Origin of the sequence: Pandoraea anhela (genome assembly GCF_902459655.1) — a bacterium.
In the GTDB taxonomy this organism is placed as follows: domain Bacteria; phylum Pseudomonadota; class Gammaproteobacteria; order Burkholderiales; family Burkholderiaceae; genus Pandoraea; species Pandoraea anhela.
In genome coordinates, this window is record NZ_CABPSB010000028.1 from 1 (window position 1) to 24,710 (window position 24,710).

Below are 24,710 nucleotides of genomic sequence, written 5' to 3' on the forward strand. Positions count from 1 at the left end.
CGCTGTCGTTGCGAGAGACGAGATATTAGTGAAAACCCCGAACCTTGGCAAGCGCTTTGTGAAAATAATTTGAAAAGCTATGAAAAAGCCCCGTCGCGACGGGGCTTTTTCATTTCACACGGCACCTGCCGGCGCCGTGTCGTGCCTGGCATCAGGACTTCTTCTTGCCGAAGTAACGCTCGTAGATCGCGTCATAGGTGCCGTCCGCCTTCACCGCGTCGATGCCCTTGTTGATCTTGGCCAGCAGTTCGGCGTCACCCTTACGCACAGCGATGCCGTAATACTCCTTCGGGAAGTTGCTGTCGGCGACCGTGCGAAGCTTGGCATTCGGATTATTCGCAATGAAATTCACCACGACACCGTTATCTGCGACCACCGCATCTACCCCCCCCGCCTCAAGCTCCTTCATCGCGAGCGGCGTGCCTTCGAAGCGCTTGACCGACGGATTGTTCTTGCCCATCAGCTTCTGCACGACTTCATCGCCGGTCGTCGCCGTCTGTACGCCCACCTTCATCGACTTGAGGTCGTCAAACTTCTGCACCGTGGAATTCGCCGGCACGGCGATCAGCTGCGACGCTTCGAAGTACGGCGTCGAGAAATCCATCTGCTTGCTGCGCTCGTCCGTAATCGTGATCGCCGAGATGAGGATGTCGCGATCGCCCTGCACGAGCGAATTGAAAATGCCCTCGAACGGCGTATTGATGAAACGGATGGAGATGCCCGCCTTATCGGCGACCGCTTTCATCACGTCGATATCGAAGCCGGCGATCTGACGATTATCGGTTTCGTATTCGAACGGCGCATAGGCGGCGTCCGACCCGACGACGTACACAGGTTGCGAGCCATCAGGCCCCACAGACCGGCCCGCAGCCGATTCTTCCTTTTTCCCGCAGGCACTTAACAGCAGCCCGGAGGCCATCACCAAGGCCAGCGCAAATGCACGTCGTTTCATCGACATCGTTTCGTCCCTTGCGTAAAAAACCGGCAGACTATCATAGGACGGCCTCCTCGCAGCAGGCCGTCCCGGTTTTTTCCAACAGATCAACGATGTTTGAAAACCGGCTTGCGCTTCTCGACGAACGCCGCCATGCCTTCCTTCTGATCTTCCAAAGCGAACAGCGAATGGAACATGCGGCGCTCGAATTGCACGCCCTCGTCGAGCGTCGATTCGAAAGCGCGGTTGACGGACTCCTTCGCGGCCATGACAACCGGCAACGAGAATTCGCAGATGGTGTTAGCCGCGCCGATCGCTTCGTCGAGCAGTTTCTCGAACGGCACGATGCGCGACACCAGGCCTGCGCGCTCGGCTTCGGTGGCATCCATGAAGCGCGCCGTCAGGCACATATCCATCGCCTTGGCTTTCGACACTGCGCGCGTCAGGCGCTGCGTGCCGCCCGCCCCCGGAATCACACCGAGTTTGATCTCCGGCTGACCGAACTTCGCGTTGTCGGCCGCGATGATGAAGTCGCACATCATCGCCAGTTCGCATCCGCCCCCAAGGGCAAAACCCGACACAGCCGCGATCACCGGCTTGCGGATGCGGCGCACCGTCTCCCAGTTACGCGTGATGTAGTCGCCCTTGAAAACGTCGGCAAAGGTGTACTTCGACATCATGCCGATGTCTGCGCCCGCCGCGAACGCCTTCTCGCTCCCGGTGATCACCATGCAACCGATGGCTTCGTCCGCATCGAATGCGGTGAGCGCTGCGCCCAGTTCGTCCATCAGCGCGTCGTTCAGCGCATTGAGCGCTTTCGGACGATTCAGCGTGATCAGACCGACGCGGCCGCGCGTCTCCACCAGAATGTTCTCGTACGTCATCCTTTTACTCCTCCAGTCAAAGTCTCGTCTTGTGGTTCGGGGGCAGGCGCACCTCCCGGCACGACAGCATCGTGCCCGGACGAGCGCCGGAAACGGTTAAGGCGATGGACACGCCATCGGTTCGCAACGGCGCGGCGGCGCACACGGCAGCCAGGGTAGACGGCTCGCCGGGCGTCGACTGTAGTGGTTAGGCATGATGCCATCGATCCCCAGGGCACGCACCTTCCGTTCCGCCACGCAGATCGACCACCGTAGCGCGCGTCGACACGGCAACACCACGCTGAATATTCTTATATAGAGGGACCCTCCAATCGGCCAGACCGGCCGCCAATCTCAAGTCCGTTCTCAAGCCAGTTCATCCGTCCGGGAAAACCCGGCGTCGTCGTGCGCCACGCCCGGAAGATTTGGTGCTATATTAACAAACCAACCGGTCGGTCAATTAATGTCGACAAAACCTGATTGAGACGAACCGGTGCCGTCTCCTGCGTCTTGCCGCGCGAGCCACGAACTTGCCCGCAGGCACAGACAGCGAATCCGCCAGCCGCATCCCGATACGGACAGATCCACGACCATGACTCATCCCCTCTTCGCCAAGCACCAAGAGACTCTCGAGCGCGCCCTTCAGGCCATCGCCACGCGTGGTTACTGGAGCCCGTTCACGGAAATGCCGAGCCCCCGTGCTTATGGCGAGACGGCTGCCGCCGACGGCGAAGCCGCTTTCCAACAGTATCTGAACGCCGCTTTCCCGCTGGAACAGCGCGGCAGCACGGGCAACGTCGGCCAGGAGGCGTCGCCGTTCGGCTTCGCGCTCGGCACGACGTACCCCGGTTTCGAAATCGACGCCCTGCTCGCCCGCGTGAGCGACGCCCACAAGTCGTGGCGCGCCGCGACCCCTGACGCCTGGGTCGGCGTCTCGCTCGAAATCCTCAAGCGTCTGAACGCGCGCAGCTTCGAGATGGCCAACGCCGTGATGCACACGACGGGGCAGGCATTCATGATGGCCTTCCAGGCAGGTGGCCCGCACGCCCAGGATCGCGGCCTCGAAGCCGTCGCCTATGCGTGGGACGAACTGCGCCGCATCCCCGCAAACGCCTACTGGGAAAAGCCGCAAGGCAAGAACCCGCCGCTGGCGATGGAAAAGCGTTACACCGTGGTGCCGCGCGGCGTGGCGCTGGTGCTCGGTTGCTGCACGTTCCCAACGTGGAACGGCTACCCCGGCCTGTTCGCCAGCCTTGCGACCGGCAACGCTGTCATCGTCAAGCCGCATCCGGGTGCGATCCTGCCGCTCGCCATTACCGTGAAGATCGCCCGTGAAGTGCTGAAGGAAGCCGGTTTCGATCCGGACGTCGTCACGCTCGCCGCCACCGATCCGAACGACGGCGCCATCGTTCAGCAACTGGCGACCCGTGGCGAAGTGCGCGTGATCGACTTCACCGGCAGCACCGCCAACGGCGACTGGCTCGAGACCAACGCCCGTCAGGCGCAGGTCTACACGGAGAAAGCCGGTGTGAACCAGATCGTGATCGACTCGACGGACGATCTCAAGGGCATGGCCCGCAACATCGGCTTCTCGCTCGCGCTGTATTCCGGCCAGATGTGTACGGCGCCCCAGAACATCTACATTCCGCGTGACGGCATTCGGACGCCGGACGGCGACGTGTCGTTCGACGAAGTCGTTGCGGCCATCGTAGGCAGTGTGCAAAAGACATGCAGCGACCCGGCCAAGGCCGTCGAACTGCTCGGCGCGATTCAGAACGAAGGCGTACTCGCCCGGATCGACGAAGCGCGCAAGGTCGGCCGCGTCGTACTCGACAGCCAGACGCTTCAGCACCCGGCGTTCGCCGAGGCTCGCGTGCGTACGCCGCTGATCGTTGCCCTGGATGTCGCCGACAAAGCCACGTATACCCGCGAATGGTTCGGCCCGATCACGTTCGTGATCGCCGTCGACAGCAGCGCGCAAGCGTTCGCACTGGCCGGACGTACCGCCGCCGAGCATGGCGCCCTCACGCTGTCGGCCTACACGACGTCCGCACAAGGCGAAGCACAAGCGCTCGACGCCGCCGTCGAAGGCCGTGTCGCGCTGTCGCTGAACCTGACGGGCGGCGTGTTCGTGAATCAGTCGGCGGCGTACTCGGACTACCACGGCACGGGCGGCAACCCGGCCGCGAACGCCAGTCTGGCCGACGCCGCATTCGTCGCGAACCGTTTCCGCGTAGTGCAAAGCCGTCATCACGTGCCGGCCAAGTCCGAAGCGGGCGCCGCCTGAGTCCGACGTCAGATCCAACATCCAGATAGAGAGGACGGGAAACCCCTCACGCCAGCGCGACGGTAAGTCACTACTATAGTCACTCGCCGTCGCCGGTCGCTTCGCATCATCACGCTGCGGCCATCGTGCCGCCCGGCCACGCGACCGGCCTTCCCGCCCCAACGCCAAGACAGGAAAACGAAACACCATGACCGAAGCCTTCATCTGCGACGCGATCCGCACGCCCATCGGCCGTTACGGCGGTGCACTGAAAGACGTTCGCGCCGACAACCTCGGGGCCGTTCCCCTCAAGGCGCTGATGGCGCGCAACCCGAACGTCGACTGGACGCTGATCGACGATGTCATCTACGGTTGCGCCAATCAGGCAGGTGAAGACAACCGCAACGTGGCCCGCATGGCGTCGCTGCTCGCCGAGTTGCCGATCGACGTGCCGGGCGCCACCCTCAACCGCCTGTGCGGTTCGGGCATGGACGCCATCGGCACCGCCGCGCGCGCCATCAAGGCCGGCGAAGCGGGTCTGATGATCGCCGGCGGCGTGGAGTCGATGACGCGCGCACCGTTCGTGATGGGCAAGGCCGACAGCGCGTTCTCGCGACAGGCCGCGATCTTCGATACGACCATCGGCTGGCGCTTCATCAACCCGCTGATGAAAGCCCAATACGGTGTGGACTCGATGCCGGAGACGGCCGAGAACGTGGCCGACGACTTCAAGATCAACCGCGAAGACCAGGACCGCTTCGCGCTGCGCAGTCAGGAGAAGGCCGCACGCGCACAAGCCGACGGCACGCTCGCCCAGGAAATCACGCCCGTGTCCATCGCCCAGAAGAAGGGAGATCCGGTCGTCGTGGAACATGACGAACACCCGCGCGCCACGAGCATGGAGGCACTCGGCAAGCTCAAGGGCGTGGTGCGCACGGACGGCACCGTCACCGCCGGCAACGCCTCGGGCGTGAACGACGGCGCGTGCGCCCTGCTGCTCGCGAGCGAAAGCGCCGCCCGGCTGCATGGCCTCACGCCGCGCGCGCGCGTGCTCGGCATGGCGACCGCAGGTGTCGCGCCGCGCATCATGGGCATCGGCCCGGCGCCGGCCACGGTCAAGCTCCTCAAGCAACTGAACATGACGCTCGACCAGTTCGACGTGATCGAACTGAACGAGGCGTTCGCCAGCCAGGGGCTGGCGGTGCTGCGTCAACTCGGCCTCGCCGACGACGACGCCCGCGTGAATCCGAATGGTGGCGCGATTGCGTTGGGCCACCCGCTGGGCGCGTCGGGCGCGCGTCTGGTGACCACGGCGATGTATCAGTTGCACCGTACGGGCGGCCGCTTCGCGCTGTGCACGATGTGTATCGGCGTGGGTCAGGGCATCGCCATCGCCATCGAACGCGTCTGATCTCACGTCCCCCAGAGGAAACCCCGCCATGACGACCACCGCCACGGTTCAACTCACGCACCAGGATAACGTCGCGACGATCACGCTCAACCGTCCCGAGAAGCTCAACAGCTTCACACGGCAGATGCATGCGGAACTGCGTGACGCCCTCGATACCGCGCAGGCGCAAGGTGCCCGCGCCATTGTGCTCACCGGGGCCGGACGCGGCTTCTGCGCCGGTCAGGACCTGGCGGACCTCGACTTTACCCCGGGCGCGTCCACCGATCTCGGCGCACTGATCGACGAGAACTTCAATCCGCTCGTCCGAAAGCTGCGCGCCCTGCCGATGCCGGTGATCGCTGCCGTGAACGGCATCGCCGCCGGCGCGGGCGCGAATCTGGCGCTCGCCTGCGACATCGTGCTCGCAGGGGCGTGCGTCAACTTCATTCAGGCATTTGTGAAGATCGGCCTCGTGCCCGACACCGGCGGCACGTGGTTCCTGCCGCAACGCATCGGCATGGCCCGCGCGATGGGCCTGGCGATGCTCGGCGACAAACTGTCGGCCGAGCAAGCGCAGCAGTGGGGCCTGATCTGGCGCTGTGTCGACGACGACGCCCTGCTGCCCGAAGCCCAAAAGCTCGCCGCGCAACTGGCCACGCAGCCGACGAAGGCGCTCGCGACCATCAAGCATGCGCTTTACGCGTCGACGACCAACACGCTCGATCAGCAGCTCGACCTCGAGCGCGACGGACAACGCTCGCTGGGCGCGTCCTACGACTACGCGGAAGGCGTGAACGCGTTTTTCGAAAAGCGGGCGCCGAAGTTCGAAGGCCGCTGATCGGCACAAGCAGTGCAAGCAGTGCAAGCAGTACAAGCAGCTAAAGCGGCACAAAGGACGTACACGACAGCAGGACCAGGGAAAAGCAAGACAACGCAGCGACGACGCACATCAGATGCCAAAACCACGCGCTGCGCGAGAGACGCACAACATAACAAGACGAGAGACAACGAGGAGCCCCCGATGAGCCAGACCTCCACCGCCGCCAAGGCCGTCAGCGAGATGACACCGGAAGAACTCGCCCATGCCACGGGCGCGGCCATGTACAGCACGGACCGCGCGAGTCAATGGCTGGGCATGGAGTTGCAGGAAGTGCGCCCCGGTTATGCCCGCATGACCATGCGCATCCGCGACGAATTCCTCAACGGTCACGCCATCTGTCACGGCGGCCTGATGTTCACGCTGGCGGATTCGACCTTTGCGTTTGCCTGCAACAGCTACAACGTCGTCACCGTGGCCGCAGGGTGCAGCATCGAGTTCCTCAAACCCGTCTCGGGCGGCGACACGCTCACCGCAGAGGCGCAGGAGCAGGTGCGCTCGGGACGCCACGGCATCTACGACATCCGTTTGACGAACAATGCCGGTGAAGTCGTGGCGATGTTCCGCGGCAAATCCGCACAGATCAAGGGCACGGTCGTCTGACGTGACCCGGCAATACGCGCGTCCGGGCACGGACATGCGAGACAGAAACGTAACAAGCGTAAGCAGCAAGCCCCAAGGAGACAGTCATGACCACCGCCCTGCCGCTCGAGCCGATCGAGAAAGCGAGCCTCGACGAATTGCGCGCCCTTCAGCTCGACCGTCTGAAGACGACGTTGCGGCATGCCTATGAGAATTCGCCGGTGTATCGCCGGAAGTTCGAAGAGGCCGGCGTCCATCCGGACGATCTGACCTCGCTGGCCGACCTGGCCCGGTTCCCGTTCACGACGAAGCAGGATCTGCGCGACAGTTATCCCTTCGGCATGTTCGCGGTACCGATGGAACAGGTCTCGCGCGTGCATGCGTCCTCGGGCACGACCGGCAAGCCGACGGTCGTGGGCTATACCGCCAACGACATCAGCACGTGGGCCGATCTGGTCGCCCGCTCGATTCGCGCCTCAGGTGCGCGCCGCGGCGACAAGGTGCACGTCAGCTACGGTTACGGTCTGTTCACGGGCGGGCTCGGCGCGCATTACGGTGCGGAGCGCGCGGGCCTCACGGTCATTCCTTTCGGCGGCGGTCAGACGGAAAAGCAGGTCCAGCTGATTCAGGACTTCAAGCCGGACATCATCATGGTGACGCCGAGCTATATGCTCGCGATTGCCGACGAGCTTGAGCGCCAGGGCGTCGTGGCCGCCGAATCGTCGCTGCGCATCGGCATCTTCGGCGCCGAACCGTGGACGAACGACATGCGTACGGCCATCGAGAAGCGCATGGGCATCGATGCCGTCGATATCTACGGTCTGTCGGAAGTGATGGGGCCGGGCGTGGCGTGCGAATGCGCCGAGACAAAGGACGGCCCGACCATCTGGGAAGATCACTTTTACCCCGAAATCATCGATCCGGAGACCGGCGAAGTGCTGCCCGACGGCGAATTCGGCGAACTGGTGTTCACCTCGCTCACGAAGGAAGCGCTGCCGATCATCCGCTATCGCACGCGAGACCTCACGCGTTTGCTGCCAGGCACCGCACGCACGATGCGTCGCATGGAGAAGATCACCGGCCGCTCGGACGACATGATGATCATTCGCGGCGTGAACGTCTTCCCGTCGCAGATCGAAGAACTGCTGCTGCGTCAGCCGGTGCTCTCCCCGCACTACCAGATCATTCTGGACAAGGAGGGCCCGATGGACACGATGGCGGTGGACGTCGAAGCCGCCGTCGGGTGCGACGACGCCGCCGCGCTGCAATCGGCCGGCAGCGAACTCAAGCGCGATATCAAGACACTCATCGGCGTGTCGTGCGCGGTACGCGTGAAACCGGTCGGCGGCATCGAGCGCTCGGTCGGCAAAGCGCGTCGCGTCGTGGACAAGCGTCCGCGCTGAGCGAGACCGACGTCGTAAAAAAGCCCGCGAATTCGCGGGCTTTTTCTTTGCCGTTCGGCCGGATCGCGCCCTCCATACCCGCCTGCCGGCGCAACGTCGCCGATGTCAGAGGCTCGTACCGCCGTCGACCTTCATGTTCGCACCGGTGATGAACTTGGCCTCGGGTCCCGCGAGAAACGCGGCCAGCGACGCGACATCCTCCACCTCGCCATAGTGCCCGAGCGCAATGGATGCGCTGAGCCGCCCGGCCATCGGACCGTCTGCGGGATTCATGTCGGTGTCGATTCGGCCGGGCTGAATGTTGTTGACGGTAATGCCGCGCTTGCCGAGGTCTCGCGCCAATGCGCGTGTCATGCTCGCCACAGCCCCCTTGGTCGTGGCATACACGCTCGCACCGGCAATCGGCACGTAGTCGCTGGTAATACTGCCGATATTGATCACGCGCCCGCCGTCAGGCATGAAGCGCAGCGATTCCTGGATCGCGACGAACACGCCGGCCACATTGACGGCGAGCATGCGTTGCATCGTTTCGATCGGGAAATTGTCGATGGTGTCGACGTGCAATATGCCGGCGTTATTCACCAGAATGTCGATCTTGCCGAAGTGCTGCGCTGCGAGGCGAATCGCGCTTTGGATCGCCGGCATATCGGCGCCTTCCGCCTGCAACGCGAGCGCCTGGCCACCCTCTCGTTCGATGTCGGCGACCAGCGATGCCGCCTCTTGCGAAGACGTCACGTAAGTAATGCACACCGCTGCGCCCTCGCGCGCGAAACGCCGGGCGATGGACGCACCGATACCTCGGCCGCCGCCGGTGATGAACGCCGTCTTGCCCGATAGCGAGGGGGGAGACACCGCGAGGGCATGAGCCTCGTGACGGGACACTTCGGGGAGATTTTGTTCTGACATTTGACGAAGCTTCGAGGAGGCGCGGAGGCGCGGACGACGGAATGAAATCGGGCAAGGGCGAGCGACAGTTCAAGCCAGGCTGGCCAGACGTCATCCCTCGTCCCGGATCCCGCTCTGCGCCGCGCTTGCTGCGGCCAATGTTGAATTGTTGTTTTTTTCCCGACGCCCGGGTAACGGCGATGCGAACCTGTTGCCGCAAAAGCACAGGAAAGCGCGTCAAGCTTCATGCGCTGCCGCGCTTCGGGATGGCCCCCCCCATCCAAGACATCGCCGCTCTGGCCCGGCGGGTCGTGACTAAACCTCAACGCATCGGCCGCGACGCACACATCGATGTCGACAGACGAAACAAAAAAATTCACGTGAAGTTGCGCGCAATGCAACCTTGAGGCAACTTGCCGTGCGCACGTGGCGCGCAAAAAAAAGCGCGGCCGCAGAGGGACACTGCGGCCGCGCTTTTCATCAGGAATCAGGCGTCGGAGCGTCGCCGACGCTTACTGGTTAGGCAAAAACACCCACATCCGGCCGCTCTGGCGCATGCGTCCGGCAAGATCGCCGGCGTCGTCGCCCAACCCCCAGAAGAAGTCGGCCCGCACGCCGCCCTTGATCGCACTGCCAGTGTCCTGCGCGAACATCAGACGGTTGATCGGCGCATTGGCCTGGGGTCCGAAAGGCGGACGCGTCGTCGACAGGAACACCGGGCTGCCCAACGGAATCGAGGTCGGATCCACGGCAATCGAGCGCTCCGCTGTGAGCGGCACGCCCAATGCGCCGATAGGTCCTTCGATGCCGCCCACGCCGTGATTCGGCATCTCGCGGAAGAAAACGAAACGCGGGTTCACGTCGAGCAGCGCATCGACGCGAGACGGGTTGGCCCTTGCCCACGCACGAATGCCTTGCATCGTCGCCTGTGCCGCCGTGATCTCACCGCGGTCGATCAGCCAGCGGCCAATCGACTTGTACGGCTGATCGTTGTTGCCCGCGTAGCCCACCCGCATGACGGTGCCGTCGTCGAGCAACACCTGTCCCGAGCCCTGCACTTGAAGGAAAAACGCCTCGATGGGGTCGTCCACATAGACCAGTTCGTAGCCGCGCAGCATGCCGCTGCGCATCAGTTCGGCGCGCGCCGGCAACGAGCCGGCGTTGCGGCCGGCGGGCCATTTGTAGAGCGGCGTCTGGTAGACCCCGCTTCGCACGCGCGAGCCATGCAGCAGCGGTTCGTAGTAACCGGTGATGAGGCCGGTCTGCGTGCCGTCGGAGTTCGCGATACGGAACGGCGTAAAGTACTGTTCGAAGAACTGACGAACGGAGGCGGCATCGAGGTCGTCGAGCTGTTCCGACGCGCGACAGGCGGGCTGCCACTTGGTCTGACGGCCCAGCTTCACGCAGGTTTGCGCAAGCGCCAGACGTGCGCCGATCAGGGAGTCGTCCTGCCAGCCGTCAACGTCGGCCCACGAGACGGCCTGCATGCGCCCCGTGCCCGACGGGGGGGTTGCCACATTCGAAGGCGGAACACCTGGACGCGGCGGGGTCGACGGAGGCACACTCGAACAACCATAGAGCAATACGGCAAACGCGGCGAGCGCCAGGCCCCGGCCGGCTCGCCACCGCCCGAACACATTCAGGAAGAGCGTCATGAGTAATCTGTTCGATGAATATCCGGCGTTGCTGGTCTTGCCGGAGGTGTTGCTGGCGATCGTGATCGTCGCCGCTATCGTCATTCTGCGACGCAAGCCGTCGCCAAGGCGCCGTGTCCGCCAAACGCGCGCAATCCGCCCGATGCCGAGCGATACCGTCGATCCGATCGACCCCTCCGGCACACCGTCCGACGATCCGCTCAAACGGGAAGACTGGTCGGACGACCGGCGCTGACGTTCCGGCGTTGCGCGCATGCCCCGGCTCAATGCAGCGTGCGCGGCATGGTGAGCGCGAACTCGGCAATCGGCACTTCGAAACGCGTGCCGTCTTCCGCCACGCAAAAATACTCGCCGCGCATGGTGCCGACAGGCGTGCCGACCATCGCCCAGCTCGTGTACTCGAACTGCTCGCCGGGCTGAAGGAACGGTTGATGACCGACGACACCCAGCCCGTTCACTTCCTGCACCTTGTTGTCGCCGTCGGTAATCACCCAGTGACGCGAAATCAACTGCGCCGGCACCTCGCCACTATTGCGGATCGTGATCGTGTAGGCGAAAGCAAACTGCCGCCGGTCCGGCTCCGACTGTTCCGGCAGGTACTGCGGGCGCACGGTCACGGTAAATTCGTACTGGCTCATCGGATGTTCCTGTTGCGCATGCTGGCTCTCTGATGTCGTTCTGGTCTGATAATGGGTTGGCTTTTCGTCCGATGCTGACGGGACGACGGCGCGCTCCGGCATGGTGACAGGCGTTAAACACAAGCGTTGTCCCGTTTTGCAAGGCATTCTGCGGCAAGTTGCGGCGGGTCGCAACCGGCAAACACCCCGGCAATCGCGACCGTAAGGCCCCCCGCCCCGACACCTGCGGCGGCCCGACGCGCGGGATTGCCGAAAGGTTTCCCGTCGCGGCAATCCGACACACTGCGGGCAGGTGTCATGTGAAAGCTTTAAAATAACGCTTTTGACGCCTTCCCCCCTGCCCCGCCATGACGCAATTCTGTATCGCCCCCAGTATCCTGTCCGCCGACTTTGCCCGGCTGGGCGAAGAAGTCCGTAACGTCGTGGCGGCAGGCGCCGACTGGATTCACTTCGACGTGATGGACAATCATTACGTTCCCAACCTGACGATCGGCCCGATGGTCTGCGAGGCGATCCGCCCGCATGTGGACGTGCCCATCGACGTGCACCTGATGGTGCGTCCGGTCGATCGGATCGTGCCGGACTTCGCCAAGGCCGGCGCGAACCTCATCACCTTCCACCCGGAAGCCTCGGAACACGTGGACCGTACGCTGGGCCTGATTCGTGACAGCGGCTGCAAGGCCGGCCTCGTCTTCAACCCGGGCACCCCGCTGCATTACCTCGATCACGTGATGGATCGCCTCGACATGGTGCTGATCATGTCGGTCAACCCGGGCTTCGGCGGCCAATCGTTCATTTCGGAAGCCCTCAACAAGCTGCGCGCCGTGCGCGCCCGTATCGACGCCTACACCGCCGAGACCGGCCGTGAGATCCGTCTGGAAATCGACGGCGGCGTGAAGGTCGACAACATCGCGGAAATCGCCGCAGCCGGCGCCGACACGTTCGTGGCCGGTTCGGCCATCTTCGGCAAACCCGACTACAAGGCGGTCATCGATCAGATGCGCGCCCAACTCGCGAGCGTCGCATGATCCAGAATCCCCACCTCCGGCTCGACGGCATTCGCGCCGTACTGATCGACCTCGACGGCACGCTCGTCGACACGGCAGGCGACTTCGGCGTGGCGCTCAACGCCATGCTGGCCGACCTCGGCGCCGAGCCGGTGCCGGTCGAGCGCCTGATGACGTTCGTGGGCAAAGGCACTGCCAATCTGGTGCGCAAGACGCTGGCCGAGCGCTTCCCCGAGGGTGAAATCGACGCCCTGTTCGCGCGCGCACAGGCCAGGTATGAAGCCGTCTACACGTCGATCAACGGCGAGAACACGGTGCTCTACCCGGAAGTCCGCGAGGGGCTGGCGGCCTTGCGCGAAGCGGGCCTGCCGCTCGCTTGCATCACCAACAAGCAGCATCGCTTCGCGGTGGCATTGCTCGAACACTACGGCCTCACGGATCGGTTCGACCTCGTGTACGGCGGCGACTCATGGCCCAAACGCAAGCCGGACCCGATGCCGCTCGTCAAAGCCTGCGAAGCGTTCGGCGTGACGCCGGCGCTAGCCGTCCTCATCGGCGATTCGGGTAACGACGCGCAGGCCGCACGCGCCGCAGGCTGCCGGTCGCTCACGGTGCCGTACGGCTACAACCATGGCGAATCTATACAAACGATCGACACGGATGGTATAGTCGGCTCAATTCTGGGCGCTGCCCGGGCGATTCTGCCCAAGGCGACGTCCGCTCTGGCGAGTTGAATTCGCCGTCTTCCACACTGCATTCAAGCGCAATGTTCCTGAACAAGAAACGGAGTCTTAGCGTGATCGACCGGGGGGCCTGGCCCTGGCGACGCTGGTCCTGCTGAACCCTTCCCAAAGGGGTGGCCGGGACCGCTGAAGTTCGTCTTCAGCAACCCGTTTCTTGCATCGTTGTTGTTCCCAAGAAGTCATCTATCGGCGTGCCGCCACCGCGGCGCGCGGATTCGTCGAGACGCATCGTCGCCGTCGCCTTCGGGCGCGCGCGCTCGTGGCGGCCAGACGTGGGTCAGCACATCCACCCCCGACATGACTCAGGTATTCTCAACGCCAATCCACGCCGATTCTGCGGGACCGCCCGCCGGCAACCCACTTGCAGGCAGAGTGCAACATGACCGAACTCGAATTCAAATCGCTGGCCAATCAAGGCTTTAACCGCATTCCGCTGATCGCAGAAGCCTTTGCCGATCTCGATACCCCGCTCTCGCTCTATCTGAAGCTGGCGCTGGGCGACCGCCGCGGGGCCAACACCTTCCTGCTCGAATCCGTGGTCGGCGGCGAACGCTTCGGCCGCTACTCGTTCATCGGCCTGTCCGCGCACACGCTGCTGCGCAGTTTCGGCCCGAAGACCGAAGTCGTGCGCGACGGCACGGTCGTCGAGACCCACGAGGGCGATCCGCTCGAATTCATCACCCAGTTTCAGGCTCGCTTCAAAGTCGCACTGCGCCCGGGCATGCCGCGCTTTTGCGGCGGCCTCGCCGGCTACTTCGGTTACGACGCCGTGCGCTACATCGAGAAGAAGCTCGCGCACACCACGCCGCGCGACGATCTGCACCTGCCGGACATCCAGTTGCTGCTCACGGAAGAACTCGCCGTGATCGACAACCTGACCGGCAAGCTCTATCTCATCATCTACGCCGACCCCACGCAGCCGGAAGCCTATTCGAAGGCACGCCTGCGCCTGCGTGAACTGCGTGCCCGCCTGAAGGCGCCGGTGGACGCGCCCGTCACCTCCGGCAGCGTGCGCACCGAGACCTTCCGCGAATTCGCCAAGCCGGACTATCTGGCTGCCGTCGCGAAAGCCAAGGAAGCCATTGCGGCCGGCGAACTGATGCAGGTGCAAGTCGGCCAGCGTCTCATCAAGCCGTATCGCGACGCCCCACTCTCGCTCTACCGGGCGCTGCGCTCGCTCAATCCGTCGCCGTACATGTACTTCTACAACTTCGGCGATTTTCAGGTCGTGGGGGCGTCGCCCGAGATCCTCGTGCGGCAGGAACGTCGTCAGACGCCGGACGGCGAGCAGGAAATCGTGACGATTCGCCCGCTGGCAGGCACGCGTCCGCGAGGCGCTACCCCGGAGCGCGATGCGGAGCTGGCGAAGGAATTGCTTGGCGATCCGAAGGAAATCGCCGAACACGTGATGCTGATCGATCTGGCGCGCAACGACGTGGGTCGCATCGCGCAGACCGGCACCGTCGAAGTCACCGACAAGATGGTCATCGAGAAGTACTCGCACGTGCAACACATCGTAAGTTCGGTCGAAGGACGTCTGCAACCCGGCCTGTCGAACATCGACGTGCTGCGCGCCACCTTCCCGGCCGGCACGCTCACCGGCGCACCGAAGGTCCGCGCCATGGAACTCATCGACCAGCTCGAACCGGTCAAGCGCGGCCTGTACGGCGGCGCAGTCGGTTATCTGTCGTTCGGCGGTGAAATGGACGTGGCCATCGCGATTCGCACCGGTGTCGTCAAAGACGGCAACCTCTACGTTCAGGCCGCTGCCGGCATCGTTGCCGACTCCGTGCCCGAATCCGAATGGCAAGAGACGGAAAACAAGGCCCGCGCCGTGCTGCGCGCCGCCGAGCAGGTACAGGACGGACTCGACGCCGAGTATTGATCGCCGAGTACCGATCCGCAAGGCGCGTCTGTCGCCTCACCGACGACCGACGCGCCGCCGCACCAATGTAATGCATGTTGCAGCTTGGAACGCTACGCCCTCCCCGCTAAGGCATGCCGTCGTGCCACATCGCGAAAGGCCTCGAATCGATGCACCAGTCGATTCGGGGCCTTTGTTGATTTAGCACAACCGTTCGCTTTTTTCGACCACTCCGGTATACGCCGATTGACGTCACTCAAGATATAGTTAGGTGTCCGTCGGGAGGTCGAAGCTTCTATGGCGAAACCATGCAATCCACGTATGCGTTCCGGTATCGCGAATATCCTTGCGATACCTCTAACACCGATTCGGCCCATCACAACCATAGCGGCTGTGCTGGTCGTGACCGGACTTGGCGGCTGCATATCGATGGCGCCGTCTTACGAGCGCCCTGCCGCCCCCGTGGCCAACGTGTGGTCACCGGATGTGAGCACGTTACCGGCCACCGCTGCCGCGCAACCGGCTTCCGCGCTCGATTGGCGCGAGTATTTCGCCGATCCGCAACTACGCAGCCTTATCGAAACCGCGCTCGCCAATAACCGCGATCTGCGCGTTGCCCTGGCCCGCGTAGAACAGTCGCGAGCGGTGTATGGCATTCAGCGCGCCGATCTGTTTCCTGCGGTGGGTGTCGGGGCGAGCGGAACACGGCAGCGTCTGCCGGGCGATCTGAGCCTCACCGGCAACCCCTACATCAGCAGCCAGTATCAGGTGGGGCTCGGCCTGTCCACCTGGGAACTCGACTTCTGGGGGCGCATCCGCAATCTGAAGGATGCCGCACTCGACGATTATCTGGCGTCCGATGCATCTCGCCGCGCACTCGAACTGAGCCTGATCTCGCAAGTCGCGCAAACATGGCTGAGCCTGCGCGAATACGACGAGCGCATTGCGTTGGCGCAACAGACCGTCGACAGCCGCGCCGAGTCGCTACGGATTTTCACGCGACGCGAGCAAGTCGGCTCGACATCCAAACTCGACCTCACCGAAGTCACCACGCTCTGGCAACAGGCACGCGCGCTCGTCACGCAACTCGAACAACAGCGCGCCACCCAGGCCCACGCCTTGCAGGTGCTCGTGGGCGTGCCCATCGACACCTCCCCGCAGGCGCTCGACCGCATGGCCGACGATGCGAGCCTGATGCGCGATCTCGACCCCGGCCTGCCATCGTCGCTGCTGGAAGACCGCCCCGACATCATCGCGGCCGAGTATCAACTGCGCGCGGCGCACGCGAACATCGGCGCGGCGCGTGCGGCGTTCTTCCCGCAGATCACGCTGACAGGCTCCGTCGGCACCGCGAGCAGCGCGCTCGATGGTCTGTTCAAGGCAGGCAGCGCCGCGTGGACGTTCACCCCGAGCATCAGTATTCCGATCTTTCAGGGCGGACGTCTCGTGAACAACCTCGACCTGGCCGAGGCGCGTCGTATCGAGTCGGTCGCGAACTACGAGAAAACGATTCAGAGCGCATTTCGCGATGTCGCGGACGCCCTGAGCGCACGCCGCTGGCTGGCCGATCAGGTCACGATTCTGCAAGCGACGCAAGACGCACAAGCCGAGCGCGCACGCCTTGCGAAACTGCGGTACGACCACGGTGCGGCCGCTTTCCTCGAGGTGCTCGACGCGCAGCGCGACCTCCTCGCCATCGAACAACAAACGGTCCAGACGCGCCGCGCATTGCTGTCCGCACGCGTGGCGCTTTACACGGCGCTGGGCGGCGGCAGCCGCCTCATGCCCGCCGCCGACGCGCCGGCCGGCCCGTTCGCGCGCACGCCACGCGTCGTCGAACCGACGCCGCCGGCATCTCCCGCCTCGGCCCAGACCGTCCAATAAATTCAAAAGGTCAACGAACATGACGCTCCCTAAAGCGAAGCAACTCGTGCCGGCCCTGATCGTGCTCGCGGTGATCGGGCTGGGTTGGTACGCATGGAAGACGTACAGCAACACCGGCCCCGGCGACGGTTTCGCCAGCGGCAACGGGCGTATCGAGGCGACCGAAGTCGATATCGCGACCAAGATGGCCGGACGTGTCGACGCCATCTACGTGCGCGAAGGCGACTTCGTGAAGGCCGGTCAGGTGCTCGCCAAGATGCAGATCGACACCCTAACGGCACAACGCGACGAAGCGCGGGCCCAATATCAGCAGGCCGTGACCAACGTCGCCGCAATTCAGGCGCAGGCCGCCGCGCGGCTGTCGGACAAGGCGACTGCCGAGGCAAACGTCGCCGCGCGCGAAGCCGAACTCGACGCCGCCCAGCGGCGTCTGTCACGCTCGGAAACGCTCTCGAAGGAAGGCGCCTCGTCGGTGCAGGAACTGGACGACGACCGCGCCCGCGTGCGCAGCACACGGGCCGCCGTCACCGCCGCCCGCGCGCAGGTCGCGGCGGCCCAGTCGGCCGTGGAAGCGGCGAACGCGCAAGTCACCGGCTCGAAGTCGACGGTCGAAGCCGCACAGGCGACCATCGCGCGTATCGAAGCCGACATCGCCGACAGCGAACTGAAAGCCCCGCGCGACGGCCGAGTGCAGTATCGCGTCGCGCAACCGGGCGAAGTGCTGGCAGCCGGTGGCAAGGTGCTCAACCTCGTCGACCTGTCGGACGTGTACATGACGTTCTTCCTGCCCGAAGCCGTTGCGGGACGCCTCGCCATGGGCGCCGAGGCCCGCATCGTGCTCGACGCCGCGCCGCAGTTCGTCATCCCGGCGAGCATCTCGTTCGTCTCCAGCACCGCGCAGTTCACGCCGAAGACCGTGGAGACGGAGAGCGAGCGTCAGAAGCTGATGTTCCGCGTGCGCGCACAGATCGCGCCGGAATTGCTGCAACAGCATCTGAAGCTCGTGAAGACCGGTCTGCCCGGCGTGGCGTGGGTGAAGACCGACAGCAAGGCCGAATGGCCGGCCCAGTTGCAGACGAAGCTCCCGCAGTGAGCCGCGCATCATGACGGCGACTCCGGCCCCTCCCGATCACCGTGCCCCGCCCCCCGGGCATGGCGTGCCGCCTGTCGTTCATGTGGTCGACGTCACACTGACGTACGGTCGCAAGACAGTGGCGCTCGACAACGTGGCGATCGACATTCCGGCGAACCGCATGGTCGGGCTGATCGGGCCGGACGGTGTCGGCAAATCGACGCTGCTTTCGCTGATCGCCGGTGCCCGTGCGGTGCAGACGGGCGTGGTCGAAGCGCTGGGCGGCGACATGGCGAGCAAGGCGCACCGCGACCTCGTTTGCCCGCGCATCGCTTACATGCCGCAAGGGTTGGGCAAGAACCTCTATCCCACGCTCTCCGTCGAGGAGAATCTGCAATTCTTCGCGCGACTGTTCGGTCACGACGCCGCCGAGCGTCGCCGTCGCATCGACGATCTCACGCGCAGCACCGGCCTGCATCCGTTCCTGGACCGCCCGGCCGGCAAGCTCTCGGGCGGCATGAAGCAGAAGCTCGGCCTGTGCTGCGCGCTGATTCACGATCCGGACCTCCTGATTCTCGACGAGCCGACCACCGGCGTGGACCCGCTCGCCCGCGCGCAATTCTGGGATCTGATCGCGCGCATCCGGCGCGAGCGTCCGGCCATGAGCGTGATCGTCGCCACGGCGTATATGGACGAAGCGCAGCGCTTCGACTGGCTCGTCGCCATGGACGCCGGCAAGGTGCTCGCCACCGGCACACCGGCCGAACTGCTCGCGCGTACGCATCGCGATAACCTCGAAGCAGCCTTTATCGATCTGCTGCCGGAGGAAAAGAAGCGTGGCTACGAGCCGGTCGTGATCCCGCCGTTGCATATCGACGAACACACGGAGATCGCCATCGAAGCCAAGGGGCTGACAATGCGCTTCGGCGATTTCGTCGCGGTCGATCACGTGGATTTCCGCATTCGTCGCGGCGAAATCTTCGGCTTCCTCGGCTCGAACGGCTGCGGCAAGTCCACCACGATGAAGATGCTCACGGGCTTGCTTCAGGCAAGCGAGGGACAGGCGTGGCTGTTCGGTCACGAAGTCGACCCGAAGGACATCGACACCCGACGCCGCGTGGGCTACATGTCGCAGGCGTTCTCGCTCTACACCGAACTGACGGTGCACCAGAACCTCGTGTTGCACGCGCGCCTGTTCCATGTGCCGGAAGTGGAAGTCGATGCCCGCGTCGCGGAAATGGTGCAGCGTTTCGATCTTGCCGAGGTCATCGACGCCCTGCCCGACAGCATTCCGCTCGGCATGCGTCAGCGCCTCTCGCTGGCGGTGGCGATGGTCCACAAGCCCGAGTTGCTGATTCTCGACGAGCCGACATCGGGCGTCGATCCGGTGGCGCGCGACAACTTCTGGCGCCTGCTGGTCGAACTCTCGCGCCGCGACCGCGTGACGATCTTCATCTCCACGCACTTCATGAACGAGGCCGACCGCTGCGACCGCATCTCGCTGATGCACGCCGGGCGCGTACTCGTCTCCGATCCGCCCGCGAAGATCACCCGGGACAAAGGGGCAGACACGCTCGAGCAGGCGTTCATCGAATACCTCGTGGAAGCGGGTGGCGGCACGCCCGAAGCCCCGGAGACGCCCAAGTCGGACACCCCGCCCGTCGAGGCCGCCCATGCGACGCACAGGGGCTTCTCGCTGAGCCGCATGATCAGCTACCTCTGGCGCGAGACGCTGGAGTTGCAGCGCGACCCGGTGCGCGCCACGCTCGCACTCGTCGGCTCGCTCGTGCTCATGCTCGTGATGGGCTACGGCATCAGCATGGACGTCGAAGACCTGCGCTACGCCGTACTCGATCGCGACCAGACGACCCTGAGCCAGAACTATGCGCTCAACATCGCCGGCTCGCGCTATTTCATCGAGCAGGCGCCGATCACCGACTACGACGACATGGACCGTCGGCTACGCGCCGGCGAACTGGCGCTGGCCATCGAGATTCCGCCGGGCTTCGCGCGCGACGTCGCACGTGGCAAGGCCGTGCAGATCGGCGCCTGGATCGACGGCGCGATGCCGATGCGCGCGGAAACCGTGCAAGGCTACGTGCAGGGCATGCATCAGAACTGGCTTGCGGATCAGTCGTTGCGCCGGCTCGGCGTGAAGCCCACGGCGTCGCTCGATATCGAGACGCGCTACCGCTACAACCCCGACGTGAAGAGTCTGCCCTCCATGGTGCCGGCCGTGATCCCGCTGCTCCTGCTGATGCTGCCCGCCATGCTCACCGCGCTGTCGGTCGTGCGCGAGAAGGAGTTGGGGTCGATCCTGAACCTGTACGTCACGCCGGTCACGCGCACGGAATTCCTGATCGGCAAGCAGATTCCGTACGTGGCGCTCGCCATGCTCAACTTCCTGCTCATGGCGCTGATCGCCGTGACGCTCTTCGGCGTGCCTATCAAGGGAAGTTTTCTGACGCTCATCACCGCCGTGTTCATTTTCAACGTGGTCGCCACGGGCATCGGCCTGCTCGCGTCCACCTTTACCCGCAGCCAGATCGCGGCCCTGTTCTTCACGATGATCGGCACGATGATTCCGGTGATCCAGTTCTCCGGGATGATCACGCCGGTGCCGTCGATGGAAGGCTCGGGCCGGTTCATCGGCGAGATCTATCCGGCGACTTACATGCTGATCATCAGCCGGGGCGTGTTCAACAAGGCGCTCGGCTTCGGTGATCTCGGCAACGCCTTCTGGCCGATGCTCGTCGCCGTGCCCGTGATTCTGGGCACCACGATCCTGCTGCTCAAGAAACAGGACAAGTGATGGTCAGCCCGAGCACACCGAACGCCTCTGCCCCGACGGCGCCCACCTCACCCGCAAGCGCCGCGCCGCCGCACCGCCGGCATCCGTGGCTGCGCCACCTCGCGAACATCTACCGGCTCGGTGTGAAGGAGCTTTGGAGCCTCGCGCGCGACCCGATGATGCTCGTACTCATCATCTACACATTCACGGCTTCGGTGTACTCGGCCGCGACCGCACAACCCGATACGCTGCATCTGGCGCCCATCGCCATCGTGGACGAAGACGCCTCGCCGCTCTCGCAACGCATCGTCTCGGCGTTCTATCCGCCGCAATTCAGCATGCCGCAGATGATCACGGCGGACGCCGTTGACCGGGGAATGGACGAAGGGGCGTACACCTTCGCACTGAACATTCCGCCGAACTTCCAGCGCGACATACTGGCCGGCCGCGCGGCCGAAGTGCAGCTCAACGTGGACGCCACGCGCATGAGTCAGGCGTTCTCCGGCAGCGGCTACGTGCAGCAGATCGTGTCGGCGGAAGTGCGCGAATTCCTCCAGCGATACCGGGCAACGGCCGAGCTTCCCGTCGATCTCGCACTGCGTGTGCGCTTCAACCCGACGCTGGAGCGCGCGTGGTTCGGCTCGCTCATGCAGATCATCAACAACATCACCATGCTGTCGATCATCCTCACGGGCGCGGCGCTCATCCGCGAGCGAGAGCACGGCACCATCGAGCACTTGCTCGTCATGCCGGTGACACCGTCCGAGATCATGCTGGCGAAAGTCTGGTCGATGGGACTGGTGGTGCTGATCGCGGCCGCCATGTCGCTGTGGCTGATCGTGAGCGGCGCGCTGCACGTGCCGATCGGCGGCTCGGTGGCGCTGTTCCTGCTCGGTGCGACGTTGCATTTGTTTGCGACCACCTCGATGGGGATCTTCCTCGCGACGCTCGCGCGCTCGATGCCGCAGTTCGGCATGCTGCTGATTCTGGTGCTACTGCCGCTGCAAATGCTCTCGGGCGGGAACACGCCGCGCGAGAGCATGCCGAAGCTGGTGCAGGACGTCATGCTCGCCGCGCCCACGACACACTTCGTCGAACTGGGTCAGGCAATTCTGTTTCGTGGCGCCGGGATCGGCGTCGTGTGGGTGCAGTTCGTGGCGCTCGCCGCCATCGGTGCGGTGTTCTTCGCCGTTTCGCTGCGGCGTTTTCGACGCACGCTCAGTTCGATGGCGTAGCGTCTGTCGCGCCCGGTGGATTGGCCGGTCTACGGCCCAAACGCCGCCCCTGGTGCGGCGCCTGCGATGTTTTGCAACGCGTACGACGCTTGCGACATTTCCGTCGTTCACGTCATTCACGTCATTCGCGCCCGGCATGCCAGTCACGCCGTGCCGGGCGTTCGCCAACGCTGTCATGCCGGATCTGAGAGGTCATTACCATGCCTGCCAAATCGTCCGCCGCACTCGAACGCAACGCTTCCCGACGCGCGAGCGCGTCCACGCCAGCCGCCCCCGCCGGCAACGCACCGTGGCTCGCCGCCAATCCGTGGCTGGCCAACCTGCCATGGATGGCGGCCGCCGCCGAATACGCCGTCGACGCGTGGCAGCGCAGCGTGCTGTTCGCCGATGTCATGCGTCAGCGCGGCAATCAGTATCAGGCGCATCTGGCCGAGTCCGCGCCGAACGTGCTGGACTTCGCCTCGGAAGTGATCCTCGACGGACACGAACTGCAGCGCCCCTGCAACTACAGCCTGATGCGCATTCTGCCGCTCGAGGACACGCCGACGCAGCCCAACGCACGGCCGTTCGTCGTCGTCGACCCCCGCGCCGGACACGGCCCGGGCATCGGGGGCTTCAAGCCCGACAGCGAAATCGGCGCGGCGCTGCGTGCCGGACATCCCTGCTATTTCGTCGGCTTCCTGCCCGATCCGGTGCCGGGACAGACGGTGGAAGACGTCATGCGCGCGGAAGCGGCCTTTCTCGAGAAGGTGATTTCGCTGCACCCGGAAAGCGCAGGCAAACCGGCCGTCATCGGCAACTGTCAGGCCGGGTGGCAGATCCTGATGACGGCAGCGATGCGTCCGGAGCTGTTCGGACCGATCATCGTCGCCGGCGCGCCGCTGTCCTATTGGGCAGGCTGGCGCGGGCGCAACCCCATGCGTTACTCGGGTGGACTGCTCGGCGGCAGTTGGTTGACGGCGCTCACGAGCGACCTCGGCGACGGCCGGTTCGACGGCGCGTGGCTGGTCGAGAACTTCGAAAACCTCGATCCGGCGAACACGTTGTGGCGCAAGAAATACCACCTGTACGCCAACGTCGACACCGAGGCGCCGCGCTATCTCGGTTTCGAGAAATACTGGGGCGGACATGTTTTCCTGAATGCGCAGGAGATGCAGTACATCGTCGACAACCTCTTCGTGGGCAACCGGCTCACGAGCGCGGAGCTCATTACGAGCGACGGCATTCGCCTCGACCTGCGCAACATCCGCTCGCCCATCGTCGTGTTCTGCTCGTACGGCGACAACATCACGCCGCCACCACAGGCGCTCGGCTTCATCACCGACATGTACCGCGACGACGCCGAGGTGCTCAGTCACGATCAGACCATCGTGTACGCCACGCACGACAGCATCGGCCACCTCGGCATCTTCGTCTCGGGCAGCACAGGCCGTAAGGAACATCGCAAGTTCGTCAACAACATCGATCTGATCGACGTGCTGCCCGCCGGGATCTATCAGGCGCAGATCGCCGACAAGACCGACGACACGCTGCACGGTGAACTGGCGGACGGCGATTACGTGATGTCGATTCAGCGACGCAGTGTGGAGGACGTGCGCGCCATCGTGCAGCCGGATACCGAGAGCGACCGGCGTTTCGCGGCGGTCGCCCATCTGTCGGACATTCACCTCGGCCTGTATCGCAGCCTCGTGCAGCCCTGGGTGCGCGCGGCAGTGACGCCGACGTCCGCCTACTGGATGCGTCTGCTCCATCCGTTGCGCGTGAGCTACGAGCTGTGGTCGGATCGCAATCCGTTCGCCGTGCCGTTCGCGCAAAAGGCGGAGCGCGTGCGGTCGTCGCGTCATCCGGTGTCTGCCGACAACCCGTTCCTCGCGCTGGAGACGGCCGTCTCGACGGCCATCGAACAGTCGCTGAATTTCTATCGCGACGTGCGCGACGACGGTTATGAGAAGGCGTTCGAGCTGATTTACGGTCAGCCGTGGGTGCAGGCGCTGGCGGGACTGCACGGCAGCGACGGCGCGGCGGTGCGCGTGCACCCGGGCACGTCGCCGGAGCACGTGGCGTTCGTGAAGGAGGCGCTGGCGCGCCGGCGTCACGAATTGCATGAGGGCGGCGTGCTCGAAGCGGGGATTCGCGCGCTGTTGTGGGTGCATCGCCTGCATGGCGAAGCGGACGAGCGTCAGTTCAATCTCGCGCGCTCGCTGCCGCGCGGCGACGCCGAGATTTCCATCGAGCGGTTCCGCGAAATCATCCGGCGTCAGGCCGGGTTGCTGCGCATGGCGCCCGATGCCGCGATGGCGGCGATTCCCGACATGTTGGCCCAGGCGTCGCCCGAGCCTATCCGTCTGGTGGCGAAGGCTGTCAGAGAGTTGAGCTTCGCCGTGCCGTTGCAGGACGGCGAGCAAAACGACCTGGAACGCGTGCTCAGCGTGTTCGAACACGCGGCGCAGAAGCGGCAAGCCGAAGCCGGCGGCGGCGCGAAACCGCGTGCGCGCCCGACACGTGCTGCCGCGAGCCGCAAGGCTGCAACACCCGAAACACCCGCCGCCCCGACGCGCAAGCGTGCAGCGGCGGCGAAAAGGGCAGGCGTCGCAGCGGGGAAAGGGATGAAGGCGGGATGA

The 24,710-nt window shown here is 64.5% G+C and carries 20 protein-coding genes; 15 read left to right on the forward strand and 5 right to left on the reverse strand.

Annotated features, from left to right (window positions below; translation table 11 throughout):
* Positions 1-151 precede the first annotated feature (151 nt).
* Together PAN31108_RS24200 and PAN31108_RS24205 are read right to left on the reverse strand one after the other, a co-directional pair.
* On the reverse strand, positions 152-958 hold the full coding sequence (locus PAN31108_RS24200) for a basic amino acid ABC transporter substrate-binding protein (protein ID WP_150671308.1): 807 nt from the start codon (positions 956-958) through the stop codon (positions 152-154).
* An 83-nt stretch (positions 959-1,041) separates the two neighbouring features.
* A complete protein-coding gene (locus PAN31108_RS24205; protein ID WP_150671309.1) occupies positions 1,042-1,818 on the reverse strand; it encodes an enoyl-CoA hydratase in 777 nt (258 codons plus the stop codon).
* Between the two features lie 571 nt (positions 1,819-2,389).
* Here PAN31108_RS24205 and paaN point away from each other — a divergent pair.
* The 5 genes from paaN to paaK all read left to right on the forward strand — a co-directional run bounded on the left by paaN (position 2,390) and on the right by paaK (position 8,315).
* Positions 2,390-4,084, forward strand: a complete 1,695-nt coding sequence (paaN, locus tag PAN31108_RS24210) for a phenylacetic acid degradation protein PaaN (RefSeq protein ID WP_150671310.1) — start codon at positions 2,390-2,392, stop codon at positions 4,082-4,084.
* Positions 4,085-4,271: 187 nt separating this feature from the next.
* The gene (pcaF, locus tag PAN31108_RS24215; protein ID WP_150671311.1) at positions 4,272-5,474 is read left to right on the forward strand and encodes a 3-oxoadipyl-CoA thiolase; all 1,203 of its coding nucleotides are present in this window, start codon (positions 4,272-4,274) and stop codon (positions 5,472-5,474) included.
* Positions 5,475-5,502: 28 nt separating this feature from the next.
* On the forward strand, positions 5,503-6,291 hold the full coding sequence (paaG, locus tag PAN31108_RS24220) for a 2-(1,2-epoxy-1,2-dihydrophenyl)acetyl-CoA isomerase PaaG (RefSeq protein ID WP_150671312.1): 789 nt from the start codon (positions 5,503-5,505) through the stop codon (positions 6,289-6,291).
* Between the two features lie 183 nt (positions 6,292-6,474).
* On the forward strand, positions 6,475-6,933 hold the full coding sequence (gene paaI / locus PAN31108_RS24225; RefSeq protein ID WP_370819725.1) for a hydroxyphenylacetyl-CoA thioesterase PaaI: 459 nt from the start codon (positions 6,475-6,477) through the stop codon (positions 6,931-6,933).
* An 86-nt stretch (positions 6,934-7,019) separates the two neighbouring features.
* Positions 7,020-8,315 (forward strand): phenylacetate--CoA ligase PaaK, encoded by a 1,296-nt coding sequence (paaK, locus tag PAN31108_RS24230; protein WP_150671313.1) that lies wholly within the window; start codon positions 7,020-7,022, stop codon positions 8,313-8,315.
* Between the two features lie 105 nt (positions 8,316-8,420).
* On the opposite strand, the gene PAN31108_RS24235 is transcribed toward paaK, so the two are convergent.
* A complete protein-coding gene (locus tag PAN31108_RS24235; protein ID WP_150671314.1) occupies positions 8,421-9,221 on the reverse strand; it encodes an SDR family NAD(P)-dependent oxidoreductase in 801 nt (266 codons plus the stop codon).
* 41 nt (positions 9,222-9,262) lie between these two features.
* On the opposite strand from PAN31108_RS24235, the gene PAN31108_RS24240 reads away from it, so the two are divergent.
* Positions 9,263-9,607, forward strand: a complete 345-nt coding sequence (locus PAN31108_RS24240; protein ID WP_150671315.1) for a hypothetical protein — start codon at positions 9,263-9,265, stop codon at positions 9,605-9,607.
* Positions 9,608-9,712: 105 nt separating this feature from the next.
* On the opposite strand, the gene mltA is transcribed toward PAN31108_RS24240, so the two are convergent.
* Complete coding sequence (gene mltA, locus PAN31108_RS24245) at positions 9,713-10,855, reverse strand: murein transglycosylase A (protein ID WP_370819726.1); 1,143 nt, start codon at positions 10,853-10,855, stop codon at positions 9,713-9,715.
* Between mltA and PAN31108_RS26545 the strand changes: the two genes are divergently transcribed.
* Positions 10,854-11,090 (forward strand): hypothetical protein, encoded by a 237-nt coding sequence (locus tag PAN31108_RS26545; protein WP_174995132.1) that lies wholly within the window; start codon positions 10,854-10,856, stop codon positions 11,088-11,090. The two genes, mltA and PAN31108_RS26545, sit on opposite strands and share 2 nt — an antisense overlap.
* A 28-nt stretch (positions 11,091-11,118) precedes the next feature.
* On the opposite strand, the gene apaG is transcribed toward PAN31108_RS26545, so the two are convergent.
* Complete coding sequence (apaG, locus tag PAN31108_RS24250) at positions 11,119-11,493, reverse strand: Co2+/Mg2+ efflux facilitator ApaG/CorD (RefSeq protein ID WP_150671316.1); 375 nt, start codon at positions 11,491-11,493, stop codon at positions 11,119-11,121.
* A 347-nt stretch (positions 11,494-11,840) separates the two neighbouring features.
* On the opposite strand from apaG, the gene rpe reads away from it, so the two are divergent.
* The 8 genes from rpe to PAN31108_RS24290 all read left to right on the forward strand — a co-directional run bounded on the left by rpe (position 11,841) and on the right by PAN31108_RS24290 (position 24,710).
* Positions 11,841-12,521 carry a ribulose-phosphate 3-epimerase gene (gene rpe, locus PAN31108_RS24255; RefSeq protein ID WP_150671317.1) on the forward strand — a complete coding sequence of 227 codons (681 nt, stop codon included), beginning with the start codon at positions 11,841-11,843 and terminating at the stop codon, positions 12,519-12,521.
* A complete protein-coding gene (locus PAN31108_RS24260; protein ID WP_150671318.1) occupies positions 12,518-13,234 on the forward strand; it encodes a phosphoglycolate phosphatase in 717 nt (238 codons plus the stop codon). The genes rpe and PAN31108_RS24260 overlap by 4 nt, the downstream gene beginning before the upstream one ends.
* A 388-nt stretch (positions 13,235-13,622) precedes the next feature.
* A complete protein-coding gene (gene trpE, locus PAN31108_RS24265) occupies positions 13,623-15,128 on the forward strand; it encodes an anthranilate synthase component I (RefSeq protein ID WP_150671319.1) in 1,506 nt (501 codons plus the stop codon).
* Positions 15,129-15,428: 300 nt separating this feature from the next.
* The gene (locus PAN31108_RS24270) at positions 15,429-16,991 is read left to right on the forward strand and encodes an efflux transporter outer membrane subunit (RefSeq protein ID WP_150671320.1); all 1,563 of its coding nucleotides are present in this window, start codon (positions 15,429-15,431) and stop codon (positions 16,989-16,991) included.
* 19 nt (positions 16,992-17,010) lie between these two features.
* Complete coding sequence (locus tag PAN31108_RS24275) at positions 17,011-18,084, forward strand: HlyD family secretion protein (RefSeq protein ID WP_150671321.1); 1,074 nt, start codon at positions 17,011-17,013, stop codon at positions 18,082-18,084.
* 10 nt (positions 18,085-18,094) lie between these two features.
* Positions 18,095-20,875, forward strand: a complete 2,781-nt coding sequence (gene rbbA, locus PAN31108_RS24280; protein WP_150671322.1) for a ribosome-associated ATPase/putative transporter RbbA — start codon at positions 18,095-18,097, stop codon at positions 20,873-20,875.
* Between the two features lie 89 nt (positions 20,876-20,964).
* A complete protein-coding gene (locus PAN31108_RS24285; protein ID WP_150671348.1) occupies positions 20,965-22,089 on the forward strand; it encodes an ABC transporter permease in 1,125 nt (374 codons plus the stop codon).
* Between the two features lie 200 nt (positions 22,090-22,289).
* Positions 22,290-24,710, forward strand: a complete 2,421-nt coding sequence (locus PAN31108_RS24290) for a DUF3141 domain-containing protein (RefSeq protein WP_150671323.1) — start codon at positions 22,290-22,292, stop codon at positions 24,708-24,710.

Bases quoted from the DNA above. Each gene is read 5' to 3' on its own strand.
- PAN31108_RS24200 (WP_150671308.1), bottom strand. From the start codon at position 958: ATGTCGATGAAACGACGTGCATTTGCGCTGGCCTTGGTGATGGCCTCC.
- PAN31108_RS24205 (WP_150671309.1), bottom strand. From the start codon at position 1,818: ATGACGTACGAGAACATTCTGGTGGAGACGCGCGGCCGCGTCGGTCTG.
- paaN (WP_150671310.1), top strand. From the start codon at position 2,390: ATGACTCATCCCCTCTTCGCCAAGCACCAAGAGACTCTCGAGCGCGCC.
- pcaF (WP_150671311.1), top strand. From the start codon at position 4,272: ATGACCGAAGCCTTCATCTGCGACGCGATCCGCACGCCCATCGGCCGT.
- paaG (WP_150671312.1), top strand. From the start codon at position 5,503: ATGACGACCACCGCCACGGTTCAACTCACGCACCAGGATAACGTCGCG.
- paaI (WP_370819725.1), top strand. From the start codon at position 6,475: ATGAGCCAGACCTCCACCGCCGCCAAGGCCGTCAGCGAGATGACACCG.
- paaK (WP_150671313.1), top strand. From the start codon at position 7,020: ATGACCACCGCCCTGCCGCTCGAGCCGATCGAGAAAGCGAGCCTCGAC.
- PAN31108_RS24235 (WP_150671314.1), bottom strand. From the start codon at position 9,221: ATGTCAGAACAAAATCTCCCCGAAGTGTCCCGTCACGAGGCTCATGCC.
- PAN31108_RS24240 (WP_150671315.1), top strand. From the start codon at position 9,263: ATGAAATCGGGCAAGGGCGAGCGACAGTTCAAGCCAGGCTGGCCAGAC.
- PAN31108_RS26545 (WP_174995132.1), top strand. From the start codon at position 10,854: ATGAGTAATCTGTTCGATGAATATCCGGCGTTGCTGGTCTTGCCGGAG.
- mltA (WP_370819726.1), bottom strand. From the start codon at position 10,855: ATGACGCTCTTCCTGAATGTGTTCGGGCGGTGGCGAGCCGGCCGGGGC.
- apaG (WP_150671316.1), bottom strand. From the start codon at position 11,493: ATGAGCCAGTACGAATTTACCGTGACCGTGCGCCCGCAGTACCTGCCG.
- rpe (WP_150671317.1), top strand. From the start codon at position 11,841: ATGACGCAATTCTGTATCGCCCCCAGTATCCTGTCCGCCGACTTTGCC.
- PAN31108_RS24260 (WP_150671318.1), top strand. From the start codon at position 12,518: ATGATCCAGAATCCCCACCTCCGGCTCGACGGCATTCGCGCCGTACTG.
- trpE (WP_150671319.1), top strand. From the start codon at position 13,623: ATGACCGAACTCGAATTCAAATCGCTGGCCAATCAAGGCTTTAACCGC.
- PAN31108_RS24270 (WP_150671320.1), top strand. From the start codon at position 15,429: ATGCGTTCCGGTATCGCGAATATCCTTGCGATACCTCTAACACCGATT.
- PAN31108_RS24275 (WP_150671321.1), top strand. From the start codon at position 17,011: ATGACGCTCCCTAAAGCGAAGCAACTCGTGCCGGCCCTGATCGTGCTC.
- rbbA (WP_150671322.1), top strand. From the start codon at position 18,095: ATGACGGCGACTCCGGCCCCTCCCGATCACCGTGCCCCGCCCCCCGGG.
- PAN31108_RS24290 (WP_150671323.1), top strand. From the start codon at position 22,290: ATGCCTGCCAAATCGTCCGCCGCACTCGAACGCAACGCTTCCCGACGC.